Origin of the sequence: Streptomyces sp. NPDC048338 (assembly GCF_043201055.1) — a bacterium.
Classification (GTDB): domain Bacteria; phylum Actinomycetota; class Actinomycetes; order Streptomycetales; family Streptomycetaceae; genus Streptomyces.
This window is the reverse complement of the sequence record NZ_JBICYQ010000014.1, coordinates 105,869-120,128: the sequence shown is the minus strand read 5'-3', so window position 1 is coordinate 120,128 and position 14,260 is coordinate 105,869. Positions and strand designations below refer to the sequence as shown.

The 14,260-nt window shown below is 71.7% G+C and carries 12 protein-coding genes; 3 read left to right on the top strand and 9 right to left on the bottom strand.

The genetic code is table 11. The annotated features are described in order from the left end of the window. Window positions 1-121 precede the first annotated feature (121 nt). Window positions 122-1,279 carry a helix-turn-helix domain-containing protein gene (locus ACGFZF_RS29510; RefSeq protein ID WP_393559067.1) on the bottom strand — a complete coding sequence of 386 codons (1,158 nt, stop codon included), beginning with the start codon at window positions 1,277-1,279 and terminating at the stop codon, window positions 122-124. 396 nt (window positions 1,280-1,675) lie between these two features. Beyond that, window positions 1,676-2,116 carry a hypothetical protein gene (locus ACGFZF_RS29505; protein WP_393559065.1) on the bottom strand — a complete coding sequence of 147 codons (441 nt, stop codon included), beginning with the start codon at window positions 2,114-2,116 and terminating at the stop codon, window positions 1,676-1,678. Between the two features lie 353 nt (window positions 2,117-2,469). Between ACGFZF_RS29505 and ACGFZF_RS29500 the strand changes: the two genes are divergently transcribed. Together ACGFZF_RS29500 and ACGFZF_RS29495 are read left to right on the top strand one after the other, a co-directional pair. Then, entirely contained in the window at window positions 2,470-2,991 is a 522-nt protein-coding gene (locus ACGFZF_RS29500; protein ID WP_147978108.1) for a universal stress protein, read from the top strand. 221 nt (window positions 2,992-3,212) lie between these two features. Further along, window positions 3,213-3,785, top strand: coding sequence for a GPR1/FUN34/YaaH family transporter (locus tag ACGFZF_RS29495; protein ID WP_384866768.1), 573 nt, complete (start codon window positions 3,213-3,215; stop codon window positions 3,783-3,785). A gap of 208 nt (window positions 3,786-3,993) precedes the next feature. On the opposite strand, the gene glmS is transcribed toward ACGFZF_RS29495, so the two are convergent. Then, on the bottom strand, window positions 3,994-5,811 hold the full coding sequence (gene glmS / locus ACGFZF_RS29490; RefSeq protein WP_393559062.1) for a glutamine--fructose-6-phosphate transaminase (isomerizing): 1,818 nt from the start codon (window positions 5,809-5,811) through the stop codon (window positions 3,994-3,996). A 58-nt stretch (window positions 5,812-5,869) separates the two neighbouring features. After that, window positions 5,870-6,145, bottom strand: a complete 276-nt coding sequence (locus ACGFZF_RS29485; protein WP_361969256.1) for a hypothetical protein — start codon at window positions 6,143-6,145, stop codon at window positions 5,870-5,872. Window positions 6,146-6,338: 193 nt separating this feature from the next. On the opposite strand from ACGFZF_RS29485, the gene ACGFZF_RS29480 reads away from it, so the two are divergent. After that, entirely contained in the window at window positions 6,339-7,985 is a 1,647-nt protein-coding gene (locus tag ACGFZF_RS29480; protein WP_393559060.1) for a beta-N-acetylhexosaminidase, read from the top strand. Window positions 7,986-8,064: 79 nt separating this feature from the next. Here the strand turns inward: ACGFZF_RS29480 and ACGFZF_RS29475 are convergent, their stop codons facing one another. From ACGFZF_RS29475 to ACGFZF_RS29455, 5 genes are all read right to left on the bottom strand, one after another. Beyond that, entirely contained in the window at window positions 8,065-9,837 is a 1,773-nt protein-coding gene (locus ACGFZF_RS29475) for an IucA/IucC family protein (protein ID WP_393559058.1), read from the bottom strand. Then, window positions 9,834-10,364, bottom strand: a complete 531-nt coding sequence (locus ACGFZF_RS29470) for a GNAT family N-acetyltransferase (protein WP_393559056.1) — start codon at window positions 10,362-10,364, stop codon at window positions 9,834-9,836. Before ACGFZF_RS29470 ends, ACGFZF_RS29475 begins: the two co-directional genes overlap by 4 nt. Then, a complete protein-coding gene (locus ACGFZF_RS29465) occupies window positions 10,361-11,632 on the bottom strand; it encodes a lysine N(6)-hydroxylase/L-ornithine N(5)-oxygenase family protein (RefSeq protein ID WP_356775930.1) in 1,272 nt (423 codons plus the stop codon). Before ACGFZF_RS29465 ends, ACGFZF_RS29470 begins: the two co-directional genes overlap by 4 nt. Next, on the bottom strand, window positions 11,613-13,058 hold the full coding sequence (locus ACGFZF_RS29460; RefSeq protein WP_393559053.1) for a pyridoxal phosphate-dependent decarboxylase family protein: 1,446 nt from the start codon (window positions 13,056-13,058) through the stop codon (window positions 11,613-11,615). Before ACGFZF_RS29460 ends, ACGFZF_RS29465 begins: the two co-directional genes overlap by 20 nt. A gap of 302 nt (window positions 13,059-13,360) precedes the next feature. Then, the gene (locus ACGFZF_RS29455; RefSeq protein ID WP_393559051.1) at window positions 13,361-14,209 is read right to left on the bottom strand and encodes a siderophore-interacting protein; all 849 of its coding nucleotides are present in this window, start codon (window positions 14,207-14,209) and stop codon (window positions 13,361-13,363) included. Between the last annotated feature and the right edge of the window lie 51 nt (window positions 14,210-14,260).

The following is a 14,260-nucleotide window of genomic DNA, read 5'->3' as shown; positions in this document are numbered from 1 at the left end:
CTCGCGCCGCGGGACGCCCGCCGGCCCGGCCCGGACGCGGGCGCGCGTCACCCCGGACGCCGACGGGCGCCCGGGGTGGTGTCCCCGGGCGCCCGTCGTGGGACGCGCCGTGGTGCGCGCCCTACGAGGTGCGCTGGCCCGGCAGGGCCGGGCGGCCGGGGGCGTACAGGTCCGACTGCGGCTTGCCCGGTTCCGGGCCGCGCCGCATTCCCGGCGCCACCTGGGCGGGCACGACCGGGTCCAGGACCGCGGTCACCGTGTCGCTCTGCGGGCGCCGGGCCCGGTAGGCGGCCCGGTAGGCGGCTGGCGAGGAGCCGAGCTGCCTCCGGAAGTGGCCGCGGAGCGCCACCGGGGAGCGGAAGCCGCACCGGCCCGCGACCTCGTCGACCGAGTAGTCGGAGGTCTCCAGCAGCCGCTGCGCCTGGAGCACCCGCTGGGTGATCAGCCACTGGAGCGGCGCCGAGCCCGTGAGGGACCGGAACCGGCGGTCGAAGGTCCGCCGTGACATGTACGCGCGGGCGGCGAGCGTCTCCACGTCGAACTGCTCGTGCAGGTGCTCCAGCGCCCAGGCGACGACCTCCGCGAGCGGGTCGGCGCCGATCTCCTCGGGTAAAGACCTGTCGAGGTAGCGCTCCTGACCGCCGCTGCGCCGCGGCGGGACGACCAGCCGGCGCGCCAGGGCGCCCGCGGCCTCCGTGCCGTGGTCGGTCCGCACGATGTGCAGACAGAGGTCGATTCCGGCCGCGGTGCCCGCCGACGTCAGCACGTCCCCGTCGTCGACGAAGAGCTCCCGCGGGTCCACGTGGACCGACGGGTAGCGCTTGGCCAGCGTCGGCGCGTACATCCAGTGCGTGGTCGCGGGCCGGCCGTCCAGGAGTCCGGCGGCGGCCAGGACGAACGCCCCGGTGCACAGCCCGACGATCCTGGCGCCCTCCTCGTGTGCCCGGCGCAGCGCGTCCAGCGCCTCCGGCGGCGGCGGCGAGGTGATCGACCGCCAGGCCGGTACGACGACGGTGCCGGCCCGGCTGATCGCGTCCAGGCCGTACGGCGCGGTGAGTTCCAGCCCGCCGGTGGTGCGCAGCGGTCCGTCTTCGCCGGCGCAGACGAGCAGCCGGTAGCGGGGCACGCCGGCGTCCTGCCGGTCGATGCCGAACACGGAGAGCGGGATGGAGCTCTCGAAGATGGGGCCGCCACTGAACAGCAGCACCGCGACGACTTCGCGCCGGCGCCGCCCGGACAGTTTCCGTGCGGCCTCCGGTGCGGTGGAGTCCTGGCTCATGACGCTAAGCCCCCCTCGGTGTTCGCGTCTCCCTGGTCCTGTCGCTCCTGCACGTTTCCCCTCGGTTTTGCACGAGACCCCAGTCTTCGATACCCATGATCGAATCTACTGTGTCCGGCGCCGCCGGAGTGACAAGTTCTCCAACCGGCACATTGTCGACATGGCAACTTGGCGCGAAGCATTCGATCACGAAGCGTTCCACTCGCGCGTCGCGCGGGGAAGCGGGTGGCCTGCGACTGGCCCGTCCCCATGGGGCGTGCGCGCCTGCCGCAAGGCTTTCGTGCCTGGTGGTGCCGGGGTTGGGGGGACATTCCGCCAAGGACTCGCCGGGGCCGGGAAGTTGGCTGAAAACATACGGGTGCGTCTGTGCGAGCTTGTCAGCTCCAGGGGGAGTCGTCAGTCTTGCCGGTCGTTCGGCCGCCGGTTCCGCCGCGGTCCCGTGCCGCCGCCGGAGCGCCGGCCGCCCGGGCCGGCCGCCTCGGCGCGCAGCCCCCGCTCCGAGCGCCGCAGCAGCAGCCGGCAGGCCGCCGTCACCGCGGCGAGGCCCAGGGCGGCGCCCGCGGCCCCGCCCAGTGAGGTGCCGTAGACGACGAGGACCACCGGAACGAGGACGCAGCAGAAGGCCGCCCACCTGACGACCTCCCCGGCCGATTCCGCGGCCGCGCCGCCCCCGCCCCCGGCGCCGCCCGTCCGGCCCGCCGGTCCGGGCGAGCGCGTCGGGTCCACGGGCCCGGCCGGCCCCGCGGGCGCCGGTGCCGTCCGGCGGCGGCTCCCGCGCCGGCCCGAGGGGGCGGGTCGGGCGGCGGACTGGGGGACGGTGGCCGAAGGTGCGTGCACGGGCGGGCTCCCTGCTGCGGTGGCTGGACCGGCGGGCCGGTGGCTGGACCTGTGGCAACGAGGAACGGAACGTTCCGGTCACTGTGGGCGGCGTCCGTTCGGCCCCGTACGGGGACACCTGTAGGACACATCCGGCATTGCCATATCGGGACGGGCTCGTGCATGCTCCCTGCAACGCCGTGTGACGGCCGGGTGTGGCACGGCCACCCCTGGGCAGGAGGAGAGTGTCGCCGTACCCTTGGGGGTATGGGGTTGGGAAGATGATTCCCGGACACAGCTCCGCCGCCAACCGTTGTTCCGCACGTCGTACTTTCCCGTTCCTTCCCACGAGGACCTTCTTCGCCGAGACACCGATGGCCGGTCACGAAATCCCCGAACCCGCGGACCGCAAGCGCGTCGCCGACTCCACGGTCGACCCCCTCGCGGTGGAACAGCCACGCCACCCCTGTGATCCCGCCTTCCGGCACGGGGTGGTGGTCGGCTTCGACGGCTCCACCTCCAGTGAGAGAGCCCTCGCCTACGCCATCGGCATGGCCCGGCGCTCCGGATCCGGCCTGATCATCGTGCACGTGGCCAACCGGCTGCCGACCACCGTCTGGGCCGGCTGCGAGCCCCCGGTCTTCGTCGACGTGCCCGACCACCGCACCGAGGTGCTCGGCCTGGAACTCGCCTGCGCCGACTACCTCGCCGAGGTGCCCTGGATCCTCGTCGAGCGGGGCGGCGACATCTGCCACGAGCTGGAGGAGGTCGGCCGGGAGTACTCGGCCGACGCGATCGTGGTCGGCTCCACGCACGGCATCGTCGGGCGGATCTTCGGCTCGGTGGCCGGCCGGCTGGCGAAGCGCGCCCAGCGGCCCGTGGTCGTCATCCCGTAGCTCCCCGGCCCCGCGGCCCGGCCCGGTGGCTTTCCGACCCCCGAACTCCCCGTCTTCCGGACCGGCTTCGGCATGTCATCGGCGGACGATCTGTCAACTCCCGCTGTTCGGCCATAAATCTGGCCATCCTCAGGTGAATTGTGCGCTTGTGAAGGGTAGATAAGGCTCACCGGAACAAAGCGGCCCAAGCAGCACAACTGCGTACCTGAAGGGAGCCCGCCGTGGACAACGAAGTCGCCGCGGGAAACACCACCTCCACGCTCGGCCATCTCGCCCTCGGACTGACCCTGCTGGCCTTCGGCATCGGCAGCACGGGCGTGATCGACAACGTCGCGGCATCGGATGCCGCCGGCCTCGCCACCTGGGTCGGCGGGGTGGCGCTGTTCCTCGTCGGTCTGCTCGCCCTGCGGGCGGGCAACGGCGGCGAGGGGACTGCCTATTCGGCGCTCGGCGCCTTCTGGTTCACGTGGGGCACCGGAGTGGGCGGCGACGCCGGCTCGTCCGAAGCGGCCGGGCTCTTCCTGCTGCTGTGGGCGCTCCTCGCACTCACCCTGACCGTGGCGGCGTCCGGCAGCGGACTGCTCGGGCAGGGCGTGTACGGGCTGCTGTGCGTCGCGCTGCTGCTGCTCGGGACCGGCGCGCTCATGGACAACGGGGGGCTCGCCAAGGCCGGCGGCTGGGTCGCCGCGGTCGCCGGTCTCGCCGCCTGGTACGGCGCGACGGCCGCGGTCGCCCACTGGCCGACCTCGGTGGGACGGCGTGCCGCGGGCCGGGGAGTGACGGCCACCGGCTGACGCGGCTCCGAAGGGCCCGGCGACCCCGGGCGGTCCACCCGGCCTCGGGGTCGGCTCGGGTGGACCGCGGGCGGACCGGACCCGCGAAAGAAGCGGTCCCCGCGCACGGGTGGCGTGCGCGGGGACCGCTTCGTGTCCGGTCGGGCGTCCGGGGACAGGCCGGGCGCCCGACCGTGGCCGAGACTCCGGGGGACAGGCCCGGAGACCGCTACTCGACCGTGACGGACTTGGCCAGGTTGCGCGGCTTGTCGATGTCGCGGCCCATGGCGAGCGCCGTGTGGTAGGCGAGGAGCTGGAGCGGGATGCCCATGAGGATCGGGTCCAGCTCGTCCTCGTTCTTCGGGACGACGATGGTGTGGTCGGCCTTCTCCTGCGGCTGGTGCGCGACGGCGAGGATGCGGCCGCTGCGGGCCTTGATCTCCTCCAGGGCGGCGCGGTTCTTCTCCAGCAGGTCGTCGTCGGGGACGATCGCGACCGTCGGCAGGGCCGGCTCGATCAGCGCGAGCGGGCCGTGCTTCAGCTCGGAGGCCGGGTACGCCTCGGCGTGGATGTAGGAGATCTCCTTGAGCTTCAGGGAGGCCTCCAGCGCGACCGGGTAGCCGCGCACGCGCCCGATGAACATCATCGACTGGGCGCCCGCGTACTCCTGGGCGAGCTTCTTGATCTCGTCCTCGGACTCCAGGATCTCGCTGATCTGCGCGGGCAGCCGGCGCAGGCCCTCGATGATCCGCTTGCCGTCGGTCACCGACAGGTCGCGGATGCGGCCCAGGTGCAGGGCGAGCAGCGCGAAGGCGACGACGGTGTTGGTGAAGCACTTGGTGGAGACGACGCAGACCTCGGGCCCGGCGTGCACGTACATGCCGCCGTCGGCCTCGCGGGCGATCGCCGAACCGACGACGTTGACCACGCCGAGGACGCGGGCGCCCTTGCGCTTGAGCTCCTGGACGGCGGCCAGCACGTCGTACGTCTCGCCCGACTGGGAGACGGCGATGTACAGGGTGTCGGGGTCCACGACCGGGTTGCGGTAGCGGAACTCCGAGGCCGGCTCGGCGTCTGCGGGGATGCGGGCCATGGACTCGATCAGGCCGGCGCCGATGAGGCCGGCGTGGTACGAGGTGCCGCAGCCGAGGATCTTGATCCGGCGGATGCCGCGGGCCTCGCGCGCGTCCAGGTTGAGGCCGCCCAGGTGGACGGTGGAGAAGCGGTCGTCGATCCGGCCGCGCAGCACGCGGTCGACCGCGTCGGGCTGCTCGGAGATCTCCTTGTGCATGTACGTGTCGTGGCCGCCCATGTCGTAGGAGGCGGCCTCCCACTCCACGGTCTCGGGCGTGGCGGTGGTGGACGCGCCGGAGGTCGTGTACGTGCGGAAGTCGTCGGCCTTGAGGGTGGCCATCTCGCCGTCGTCGAGGGTGACGACCTGGCGGGTGTGGGCGATCAGGGCGGCGACGTCGGAGGCGACGAACATCTCCTTCTCGCCGATGCCGAGGACGACCGGGGAGCCGTTGCGGGCCACCACGATGCGGTCGTTGAAGTCGGCGTGCATGACGGCGATGCCGTACGTGCCCTCGATGACCTTGAGCGCCTCGCGGACCTTCTCCTCCAGCGTGGTGGCCTGGGAGCGCGCGATCAGGTGGGTGATGACCTCGGTGTCGGTCTCGGAGGCGAAGACGACTCCGTCGGCCTCCAGCTTGGCGCGCAGCTCGGCGGCGTTGTCCACGATGCCGTTGTGGACGACGGCGACCTTGTTCTCGGGGTCCAGGTGCGGGTGCGAGTTCACGTCGCTGGGGGCGCCGTGGGTGGCCCAGCGGGTGTGGGCGATGCCGGTGGTGCCGGTGAAGCGCTTGGGGACACGGGCCTCCAGGTCACGGACCCGGCCCTTGGCCTTCACCATCTTCAGGCCGGCGGCCTTCGGGCTGGTGATCACGATGCCCGCGGAGTCGTACCCCCGGTACTCCAGTCGCTGCAGGCCCTCCAGCAGCAGCGGGGCCACGTCACGCTTTCCGATGTAACCGACGATTCCGCACATAAAGTCTGAACCCCTCCAGGATTTGGGTGTGTGCCCGGGTGTGGACGAACCGGCCCGCTCAGCCGTAGACGATGCGGCGCAGCTGCCGGAGCGAGAGCTCCGGTGGCGCCACCGCGCGATGCGGCAGTTCCGCCGCGATGCGCTCGAAGATCTCGGCGTTCACCGCTCCACCGGACTGCAGTTCGCGGTGGCGGCGGCGGACGAAGTCCTCGGTCGACTCGTCGAAGTACGCCAGCACGTCGAGCACCACCCGGGCGGCCTCACCGCGCTGGAGCGCGGTGCTGCGCACCAGGTGGTCGATGAGGTCGTCATGCGACGGGCGGCGATCGAGCACCCGTGCATACTGCGGGGTGTCTCACCCCGTTCGCAAGAATTCTGCCCGATTTCGGGCAAGCGTGAGCGTGATCACGGGTCCGGACGGGCTAATTGGTCTACACCTTGACCGCTGCTGGGGTGCACGGTACGCATGGTGACTGTTCGGATACGTAAAGCCCGCAGTCGCAAGCCCGTCGAAAGGGACCACGCCCGTGCGACAGCTCAGAACGTTTCCGCGTCTTCTCGGTGCCCTGCTCCTCGCGGCGGCGGCCGGCGTCTCGTCCGTCGGAGCCGTACCGGCCTCCTCCGCTCCCCCCGGCCCCTCCTCCGCGGCGCCCTTCGCCGAGCAGGACATCGTCCCCCGGCCGCTCGGCCGGATCGTCCCGGTGCCCGCCTCCGTCACCCCGGGCGGGGCGCCGTACGCGCTCACCGCCGCCACCCGCATCCGGGTCGACAGGAGCTCCCGCGAGGCCCGCGCCGTCGGCGGCTACCTCGCCGGGCTCCTGCGGCCCTCCACCGGCCTCCCGCTGCCCGTCGTCGACGACTCCGCCGGGCGCGGCGGCATCCTGCTGCGCCTGCGCGCCGGCGAGACCGCGCTCGGTGAGGAGGGGTACCGGCTGGAGTCCGGCCCGGGCGGCGTGACCCTCACCGCCCGCCGGCCCGCCGGCCTGTTCCGCGGCGTCCAGACACTGCGCCAGCAGCTGCCCGCCGCCGTGGAGCGGGACACCGTCCAGCCGGGGCCCTGGACCGTGGCAGGCGGCACCGTCACCGACACCCCGCGCTTCGCCCACCGGGGCGCGATGCTCGACGTCTCACGTCACTTCTTCACCGTCGACCAGGTCAAGCGCTACATCGACCAGCTCGCCCTCTACAAGATCAACACACTGCATCTGCACCTCTCCGACGACCAGGGCTGGCGGATCGCCGTCGACTCCTGGCCCCGCCTCGCCGCCCACGGCGGCTCCACCCAGGTCGGCGGCGGCCCCGGCGGCTTCTACACGAAGGACGACTACCGGGAGATCGTGCGCCACGCCGCCTCCCGCTACCAGGAGGTCGTCCCCGAGATCGACATGCCGGGACACACCAACGCGGCCCTCGCCTCCTACGCCGAGCTCAACTGCGACGGGATCGCCCCGCCGCTCTACACCGGAACCTCCGTCGGCTTCAGCTCGCTGTGCGTGGCGAAGCCCGGGACGTACGACTTCGTGGACGACGTGATCCGGGAGCTCGCCGCGCTCACCCCGGGGCGCTACCTCCACATCGGCGGCGACGAGGCGCACTCCACCAGCCACGCCGACTACGTCGCCTTCATGGACCGCGTGCAGCCGGTCGTCGCGAAGTACGGCAAGACCGTCATCGGCTGGCACCAGCTCACCGGCGCCACCCCCGCACCGGGGGCCCTCGCCCAGTACTGGGGCCTGGACCGCTCCTCGGCGGCCGAGAAGGCACAGGTGGCCCGGGCCGCGCAGAACGGCACCGGGCTGATCCTCTCCCCGGCCGACCGGGTCTACCTCGACATGAAGTACACCAAGGACACCCCGCTGGGCCTGTCCTGGGCCGGCTACGTCGAGGTCCGTCGCTCCTACGACTGGAACCCGGGGGCCTATCTGCCGGACGTGCCCGAGTCGGCGGTCCGGGGCGTCGAGGCGCCGCTGTGGACGGAGACGATCTCGCAGAGCGCGCACATCGACCGCATGGCCTTCCCACGCCTGCCGGGCGTGGCGGAGCTCGGCTGGTCGCCCGCGGCCACGCACGACTGGGAGACCTACAAGGTGCGGCTCGCGGAACAGGGGCCTCGCATGGCGGCGCTCGGGATCGACTACCACCGCTCGCCGCAGGTGCCCTGGCCGGCCGAGTAGGGCCGCCGGGAGCGGGGGAGCGGGGCAGGACGGAGCGCATGTCCGGCGGAGGACCGTACTCCGCCGGACATGCGCCGGTCTATCGGGCGAACCGCGCGATCGGGTTCACCAGGTCGCCGACCAGCTGGAGCGCCGCCGACGGGTCCGCCAGGTCCACCATCTGCCGGTTGTTGCGCAGCTGGAGCCGGTTCAGGGCGGAGAGCGCGAAGGTCTCGGCGAACACGTCGTACTGCGCGAACCTGTCCGCGAGCTCCGGCATCGACTCCTGGTAGCCGCGGACGCACTCCGCGACCGTCCGCCAGAAGTCGTCCTCGTCCAGGACGCCCTCCGCCGCCAGCGTGGCGCCGAGGAAGCGGAAGAAGCAGTCGAAGACGTCCGTGAAGACCGAGAGCAGCTTCATGTCCTCGGGGACCTCGGCCCGGACCCGCTCCACGGCCGGCGGCAGCACCGCGTCCGGGTCCATGACGCAGATCTCCTCGGCGATGTCCTTGAACACCGCCCGCGCGACCGCGCCCCGCTCGTCGAGGACGAGGATCACGTTCTCGCCGTGCGGCATGTAGACCAGGTCGTACGCGTAGAAGCAGTGCAGCACCGGCAGCAGGTACGCGTCCAGGTAGCCGCGCAGCCACGCGGTCGGGGCGAGCCCCGAGTCCTTGATCAGGGCGCCCGCGAAGGACGCGCCCGCGTGGTCGACGTGGAGGAGCGAGGCCATCGTCGCGAGGCGCTCGCCCGGCTCCAGGGACGCCACCGGGGACTCCCGCCAGAGCGCGGCGAGCATCTTGCGGTACGGCGAGTAGCGGTCGGTGGCGGCCTCGTACTCCAGGTGCCGGTAGCCGATCGCGGCCCGCTCGCGGATGATCGAGAACCGCGCCGCCTTCAGGACGGAGTCGGCCTCGATCAGCCCGGCCAGCCAGTCGTTGATCGCCGGGGTGGCCTCCATGTACGCGGCCGAGAGCCCTCGCATGAAGCCCATGTTGAGGACCGACAGCGCCGTCTTGACGTAGTGCCTGGCCGGGTCCGAGGTGTTGAAGAAGGTACGGATCGACTGCTGCGCGAGGTAGGCGTCGTCGCCCTCGCCCAGGTAGACGAGGCGCTCCTGCGCCACCTCGGCGGCGAAGGTCACCGACAGCTTGTTCCACCACTGCCAGGGGTGGGCCGGCATCAGCAGGTAGTCGGCCAGGTCCAGTCCCCGCTCGGCGAGGGTGGCGGCGAAGCCGTCGACCGCCCGGTTGCCCAGCTCGGCGCGGATGAAGCTGTCGTACTCGAGGCCGGCGCCCGCCGTGAAGGTGGTGCGGTCCCGGCGCGCGGCCAGCCAGATCAGGTGGATCTCGCTCGCCGCCTCCGGCGCGTAGGCGCGGAACTCGTCCACGCCGAAGCCGAGCCGGCCGTTGTTGGCGACGAAGCAGGGGTGACCCTCGGTCATCCCGGTCTCGATCTCCTGGAAGTCCGCCCGCGCCAGCTCGGCCGCGGTGACGAGCGGCTTGGTCGCCTTGAACGCGGTGCCGGCCAGGGTCGAGGAGATCTCCTCCAGGTACACCGGCAGGATCTCGTCGCTCAGGCCCAGCGCGTCGCGCAGCTCGGTGATGAACTGCAGGGCGTCCAGCGGCAGCCGCTCGCCGCCCCGGTGGCGGCTGATGGACTCGGGGAGGATCTGCCAGTGGTCGAGCGCGAAGCGGTCGGCGGTGAAGCGGTACTCGGTCGCGCCGTCGTCGCTGAGGACCGCGTAGCGGCTCTCGCCCAGCTCCCGCGGGTCGATCAGCCGCTCGTGGGCGAACTCGGCGAGGCCCTTGCGGATCAGCGCCCGGTTGGCGTCGGCCCAGCGCTCGGGCGTGAGGTGTGCGACGGGGTTCACAGGGCGGCTCCCACGGCGGCGTCGAACTGCTCGCGCGTGCAGAAGCTGAGCAGCGCGTCCTTCTCGGGCTTGCGGATCTCCCGCTCCGGCACGAAGCCGACGGCCGCGTTGAGCGCGTGGACGGCGGTGTTGCGCACGTCCGGCTCGACGACGACACGGGCGGTCGCCGGGTCGTCGAACAGTTCGCGCATCACGGCGGTGATCACGAGGCGGGTGAAGCCGTGCACGGGCGTGTCGGTGGGCGCGACCAGGAAGTGCATGCCGACGTCGCCGGGCCGCGGCTCGTACAGGCCGACCAGCTCGACGTGGCGCGGGTCGTAGCGCTCCATGAGGACGGCGGGCTCGTCGTCGACCAGGCCGATGAAGACGTCGTGGTGCGGGTTCGCGGCGATCGCCATGTACTCGCGCTCCACGTCCTGGAGTTTCGCGCCCTGCATCATCCAGAAGGCGGCCTTGGGGTGGGTGACCCACGGGTGGATCAGCTCGGCGTCGGCCAGCGGGTCGAGCGGGCGGAAGCGGACGGTCATACGGAGAACTCCTGGAACGCGATGGTCTTCTCGACGGGGTAGTAGGCCGAACCCAGCATCTCCCCGATGATGTAGGCGTTGCGGTACGCGCCCATGCCCAGGTCGGGCGAGGTGATGGAGTGGGTGTGCACGCCGGCGTTCTGGAGGAAGATGCCCCGGCCCGTCGTGTCGATCGCGTAGTTGCGCGCCACGTCGAAGCGGCCCTGCCCGTCCCAGTTGATCCGGTCGCGGACCGGCTCCAGGAAGGCGGGGACGGCGTAGCGGTAGCCGGTGGCGAGGATCAGGCCCTCGGTCTCCACCGTGAAGTCCTTCTCCTGCTCCTCCTGGCGGAAGCCCAGGGTGTACGTGCCCGTCGCGTCGTCGTACGCGGCGGAGCTCAGGGCGGAGTTGGTGAGCAGCCGGGTGGGGACCGGGCCGGCCAGGTTCTTCTGGTAGAGCAGGTCGAAGATGGCGTCGATCAGCTCGCCGTCGATGCCCTTGAACAGGCCCTTCTGGCCGCTCTCCAGGCGATAGCGGGTCTCCTCGGGGAGGGCGTGGAAGTAGTCCACGTACTCCGGGGAGGTCATCTCCAGGGTGAGCTTGGTGTACTCCAGCGGGAAGAAGCGCGGGGAGCGGGTCACCCAGTTCAGCCGGTAGCCGTGGACGTCGATCTCCGAAAGGAGGTCGTAGTAGATCTCGGCCGCGCTCTGGCCGCTGCCGACCAGGGTGATCGACTTCTTCGCCTGGAGAGCCTCCTTGTGGGGGAGGTAGCGCGAGTTGTGGATCAGGTCGCCGCCGAGCTCCCGGCAGGACTCCGGGACGTAGGGCGGGGTGCCGGTGCCCAGCACGATCCGGCGGGCGCGGAACGTCTCGCCGGCCTCGGTCCGCACCACGTACACCTCGTCCGCCTCGTCGAACCCGACCGAGGCGACGGTCGTGGAGAAGCGGATGGAGGACAGCTTCCCGGCCGCCCAGCGGCAGTAGTCGTTGTACTCCGTGCGCAGCGGATAGAAGTTCTCGCGGATGTAGAACGAGTACAGCCGGCCCTTCTCCTTCAGGTAGTTGAGGAAGGAGTACGGGGAGGTCGGGTCGGCCATCGTGACCAGGTCGGACATGAAGGGCGTCTGGAGGTGCGCGCCCTCCAGGAACATGCCCGAGTGCCATTCGAAGTCCGGCTTGGACTCGAGGAAGAGGCCGTCCAGCTCGTCGATGGGCTCGGTCAGGCAGGCGAGACCGAGGTTGAACGGACCGAGTCCGATGCCGATGAAATCAAGAGGCTGCGTGGACAAGGTTCTCTCCCAGGTACTGCTCGGCGTGGCCGGCTATCAGATCGAGGACGGCGGCGATGTCGGCCGGGGTCGTCTCGGGGTTGAGCAGGGTGAACTTCAGGTACTGGCGGCCGTCGACCTTCGTGCCGGCGACGACGGCCTCGCCCGAGGCGAACAGCGCCTTGCGGGCGTAGAGGTTGGCCCGGTCGATCTCGGCGGGGGAGGTGACGGCCTCGGGGATGTAGCGGTAGACGAGGGTGGACAGCTGGGGCTCGACGACGACGTCGTAGCGCGGGTCGGCGACCAGCAGGTCCCAGCCGGCCCCGGCCAGGTCGCAGACCTCGTCGAAGAGCTCGCCGACACCGTCGGCACCCATCACGCGCAGGGTCATCCACAGCTTCAGCGCGTCGAAACGGCGCGTGGTCTGGAGGGACTTGTCGACCTGGTTGGGGATCAGCTCGGCGACGCTGCGGCGGGGGTTGAGGTAGTCCGCGTGGTAGGTCGCGTGGCGCAGGGTGGCGCCGTCGCGGACCAGGACGGCGGAGGAACTCACCGGCTGGAAGAAGGACTTGTGGTAGTCGACGGTGACCGAGTCGGCGTGCTCGATGCCGTCCAGGAGGTGGCGGCGGGTGCGCGAGGCGAGCAGGCCGCAGCCGTACGCGGCGTCGACGTGCATCCAGGCGCCGTACTCGGCGGCCAGCGCGGCGATCTCGGGCAGCGGGTCGATGGAGCCGAAGTCCGTGGTGCCGGCGGTGGCGACGATCGCCATCGGGATCAGGCCCTCGGCACGGCAGGTCTCCAGCTCGGCGGCGAGGATGACCGACTGCATGCGCTTGTCGCGGTCGACGGGGACGGAGACGACGGCGTCGCGGCCGAGCCCGAGGAGGGTGGCGGACTTCTGGACGCTGAAGTGGCTGCACTCGGAGGCGAAGATCCGCAGGCGGCTCAGGTCGTCGGTGCCGGCCTCCTCGCGGGCGAGGAGCAGGGCCTGGAGGTTGGACTGGGTGCCGCCGCTGGTGAAGACGCCGTCCGCCGCCGGGCCCAGGCCGATGCGGCCGGTGGTCCAGTCGATCAGTTTGCGCTCGATGAGGGTGCCGCCCGCGCTCTGGTCCCAGGTGTCGAGCGAGGAGTTGACGGCCGAGAGGACCGCCTCGCCGAGGACGGCGGGGATGACGACCGGGCAGTTGAGGTGGCCCAGGTAGCGCGGGTGGTGGAAGTAGACGGCGTCGCGGAGGTAGACGTCCTCCAGCTCGTCGAGGGCCGCGGAGGCGTCGCCCAGGGGCCGGTCCAGGTCCACGGCGTCGATGACCGGGGCCAGCTCGGCCGGCGTGACACCCGTGAACGGGCGTCGCGTCGTGGCGAGTTTGTCGGCCACCCGCTCGACTCCTTCGGTGACGGAGCGTCGGTAGCTCTCCGCCGTGGCGTCATTGAGCAGGTGCGAGCGCATGCAGGGTCCTTCCCGGGTACGGGACTCGGTCGCTCCCTCCGGACACGTGGAGGGGCGAGAGGCGACAACAAACTTAGGTTAGCCTAACCTAAATTGAGTTCGCAACGACCCCTTGCCCCCCTCACGTCACAGCAGTTGGCATCCCGGGACGCCCCTCCGGGAGGGCGGGGGCGCCGCGGGTGGGACGTGCCGTGCCGGTCGTGCGGGACCGGGGCGGGGCGGGGGCGGCGTCCCCTGGCGCGCCGGAGCGCACGGCCCGCGCGTGTTCGTGAGCCGGGCCCGCGGGTGCCTCGGGGCGGGGCCTACGCCTCTTCCTGGGTCTCGTCCGGCACCTCGCGCAGGGCGTCCTCCGACAGCCCCTTGCGCCAGTAGCCGACGAACGTCACCCGGCGCCGGTCCAGTCCGCGCTCCCCGACGAAGTGGCGGCGCAAAGCCTTCACCGAACCCGACTCGCCCGCGATCCAGACGTAGGGGGCGTCGCCGGGCAGCTCGGTGCCGCGCACCGCCTCCACGGCGGACGGCGCGCCCTCCTCGCGGACCAGCCAGGTGATCGTGGCGTCGGCCTCGGTCGTCAGCTCCATCCGGTCCCCGGCGTACGGCACTTCGAGATGGACGTGCGCCCGCGTGTCCGCGGGCAGCCACTCCAGGATCGCGGCGGCGGCCGGCAGGGCCGTCTCGTCCGCCCAGATGAGGACGGAGTCGGCGTCGGCCGGCAGCTGGAAGCGGACCCCCGTGTTCGCCGGCACGGCCGGGCCCAGGACGACCACCCGGTCGCCCTTCGCGGCCTGCTGGGCCCAGCGGCAGGCCGGGCCGCCGTCCTCGTGCAGCGCGAAGTCGATGTCGACCTCGTCGGGGGCGGTGCGCTGCTCCCTGACGGTGTACGAGCGCATCACGGCCCGCTCGTCGGCGGGCAGGGCGCGCCACGCGCCGAGCACCGCGTACAGGTCGTCCGTGTCGAGCGGCGGCAGGACCGGCTCCGGCTGACCGGGGTGCGGCAGGAAGAGCGAGAGCGACTGGTCGCGGCCGCCCGAGGCGAAGCCCTTCAGGTCCTCCCCGGTGAAGGTGATCCGGACCAGTGAGGGGCCGAGCCGCCTCGTCCGGTCGACCTGCAGCGGGAAGAAGCGGAAGGGAACGGTCTCAGTGGTCGTCATCGGAGTCGGGCCACCTTCTGGGCGGGCTGGATCGATCGGGCGGGATCGACC

Excerpts from the sequence above, each read along its gene's own strand:
- ACGFZF_RS29470 (WP_393559056.1), bottom strand. The coding sequence starts at position 10,364 with ATGACCGTCCGCTTCCGCCCGCTCGACCCGCTGGCCGACGCCGAGCTG.
- ACGFZF_RS29500 (WP_147978108.1), top strand. The coding sequence starts at position 2,470 with ATGGCCGGTCACGAAATCCCCGAACCCGCGGACCGCAAGCGCGTCGCC.
- ACGFZF_RS29460 (WP_393559053.1), bottom strand. The coding sequence starts at position 13,058 with ATGCGCTCGCACCTGCTCAATGACGCCACGGCGGAGAGCTACCGACGC.
- ACGFZF_RS29455 (WP_393559051.1), bottom strand. The coding sequence starts at position 14,209 with ATGACGACCACTGAGACCGTTCCCTTCCGCTTCTTCCCGCTGCAGGTC.
- glmS (WP_393559062.1), bottom strand. The coding sequence starts at position 5,811 with ATGTGCGGAATCGTCGGTTACATCGGAAAGCGTGACGTGGCCCCGCTG.
- ACGFZF_RS29510 (WP_393559067.1), bottom strand. The coding sequence starts at position 1,279 with ATGAGCCAGGACTCCACCGCACCGGAGGCCGCACGGAAACTGTCCGGG.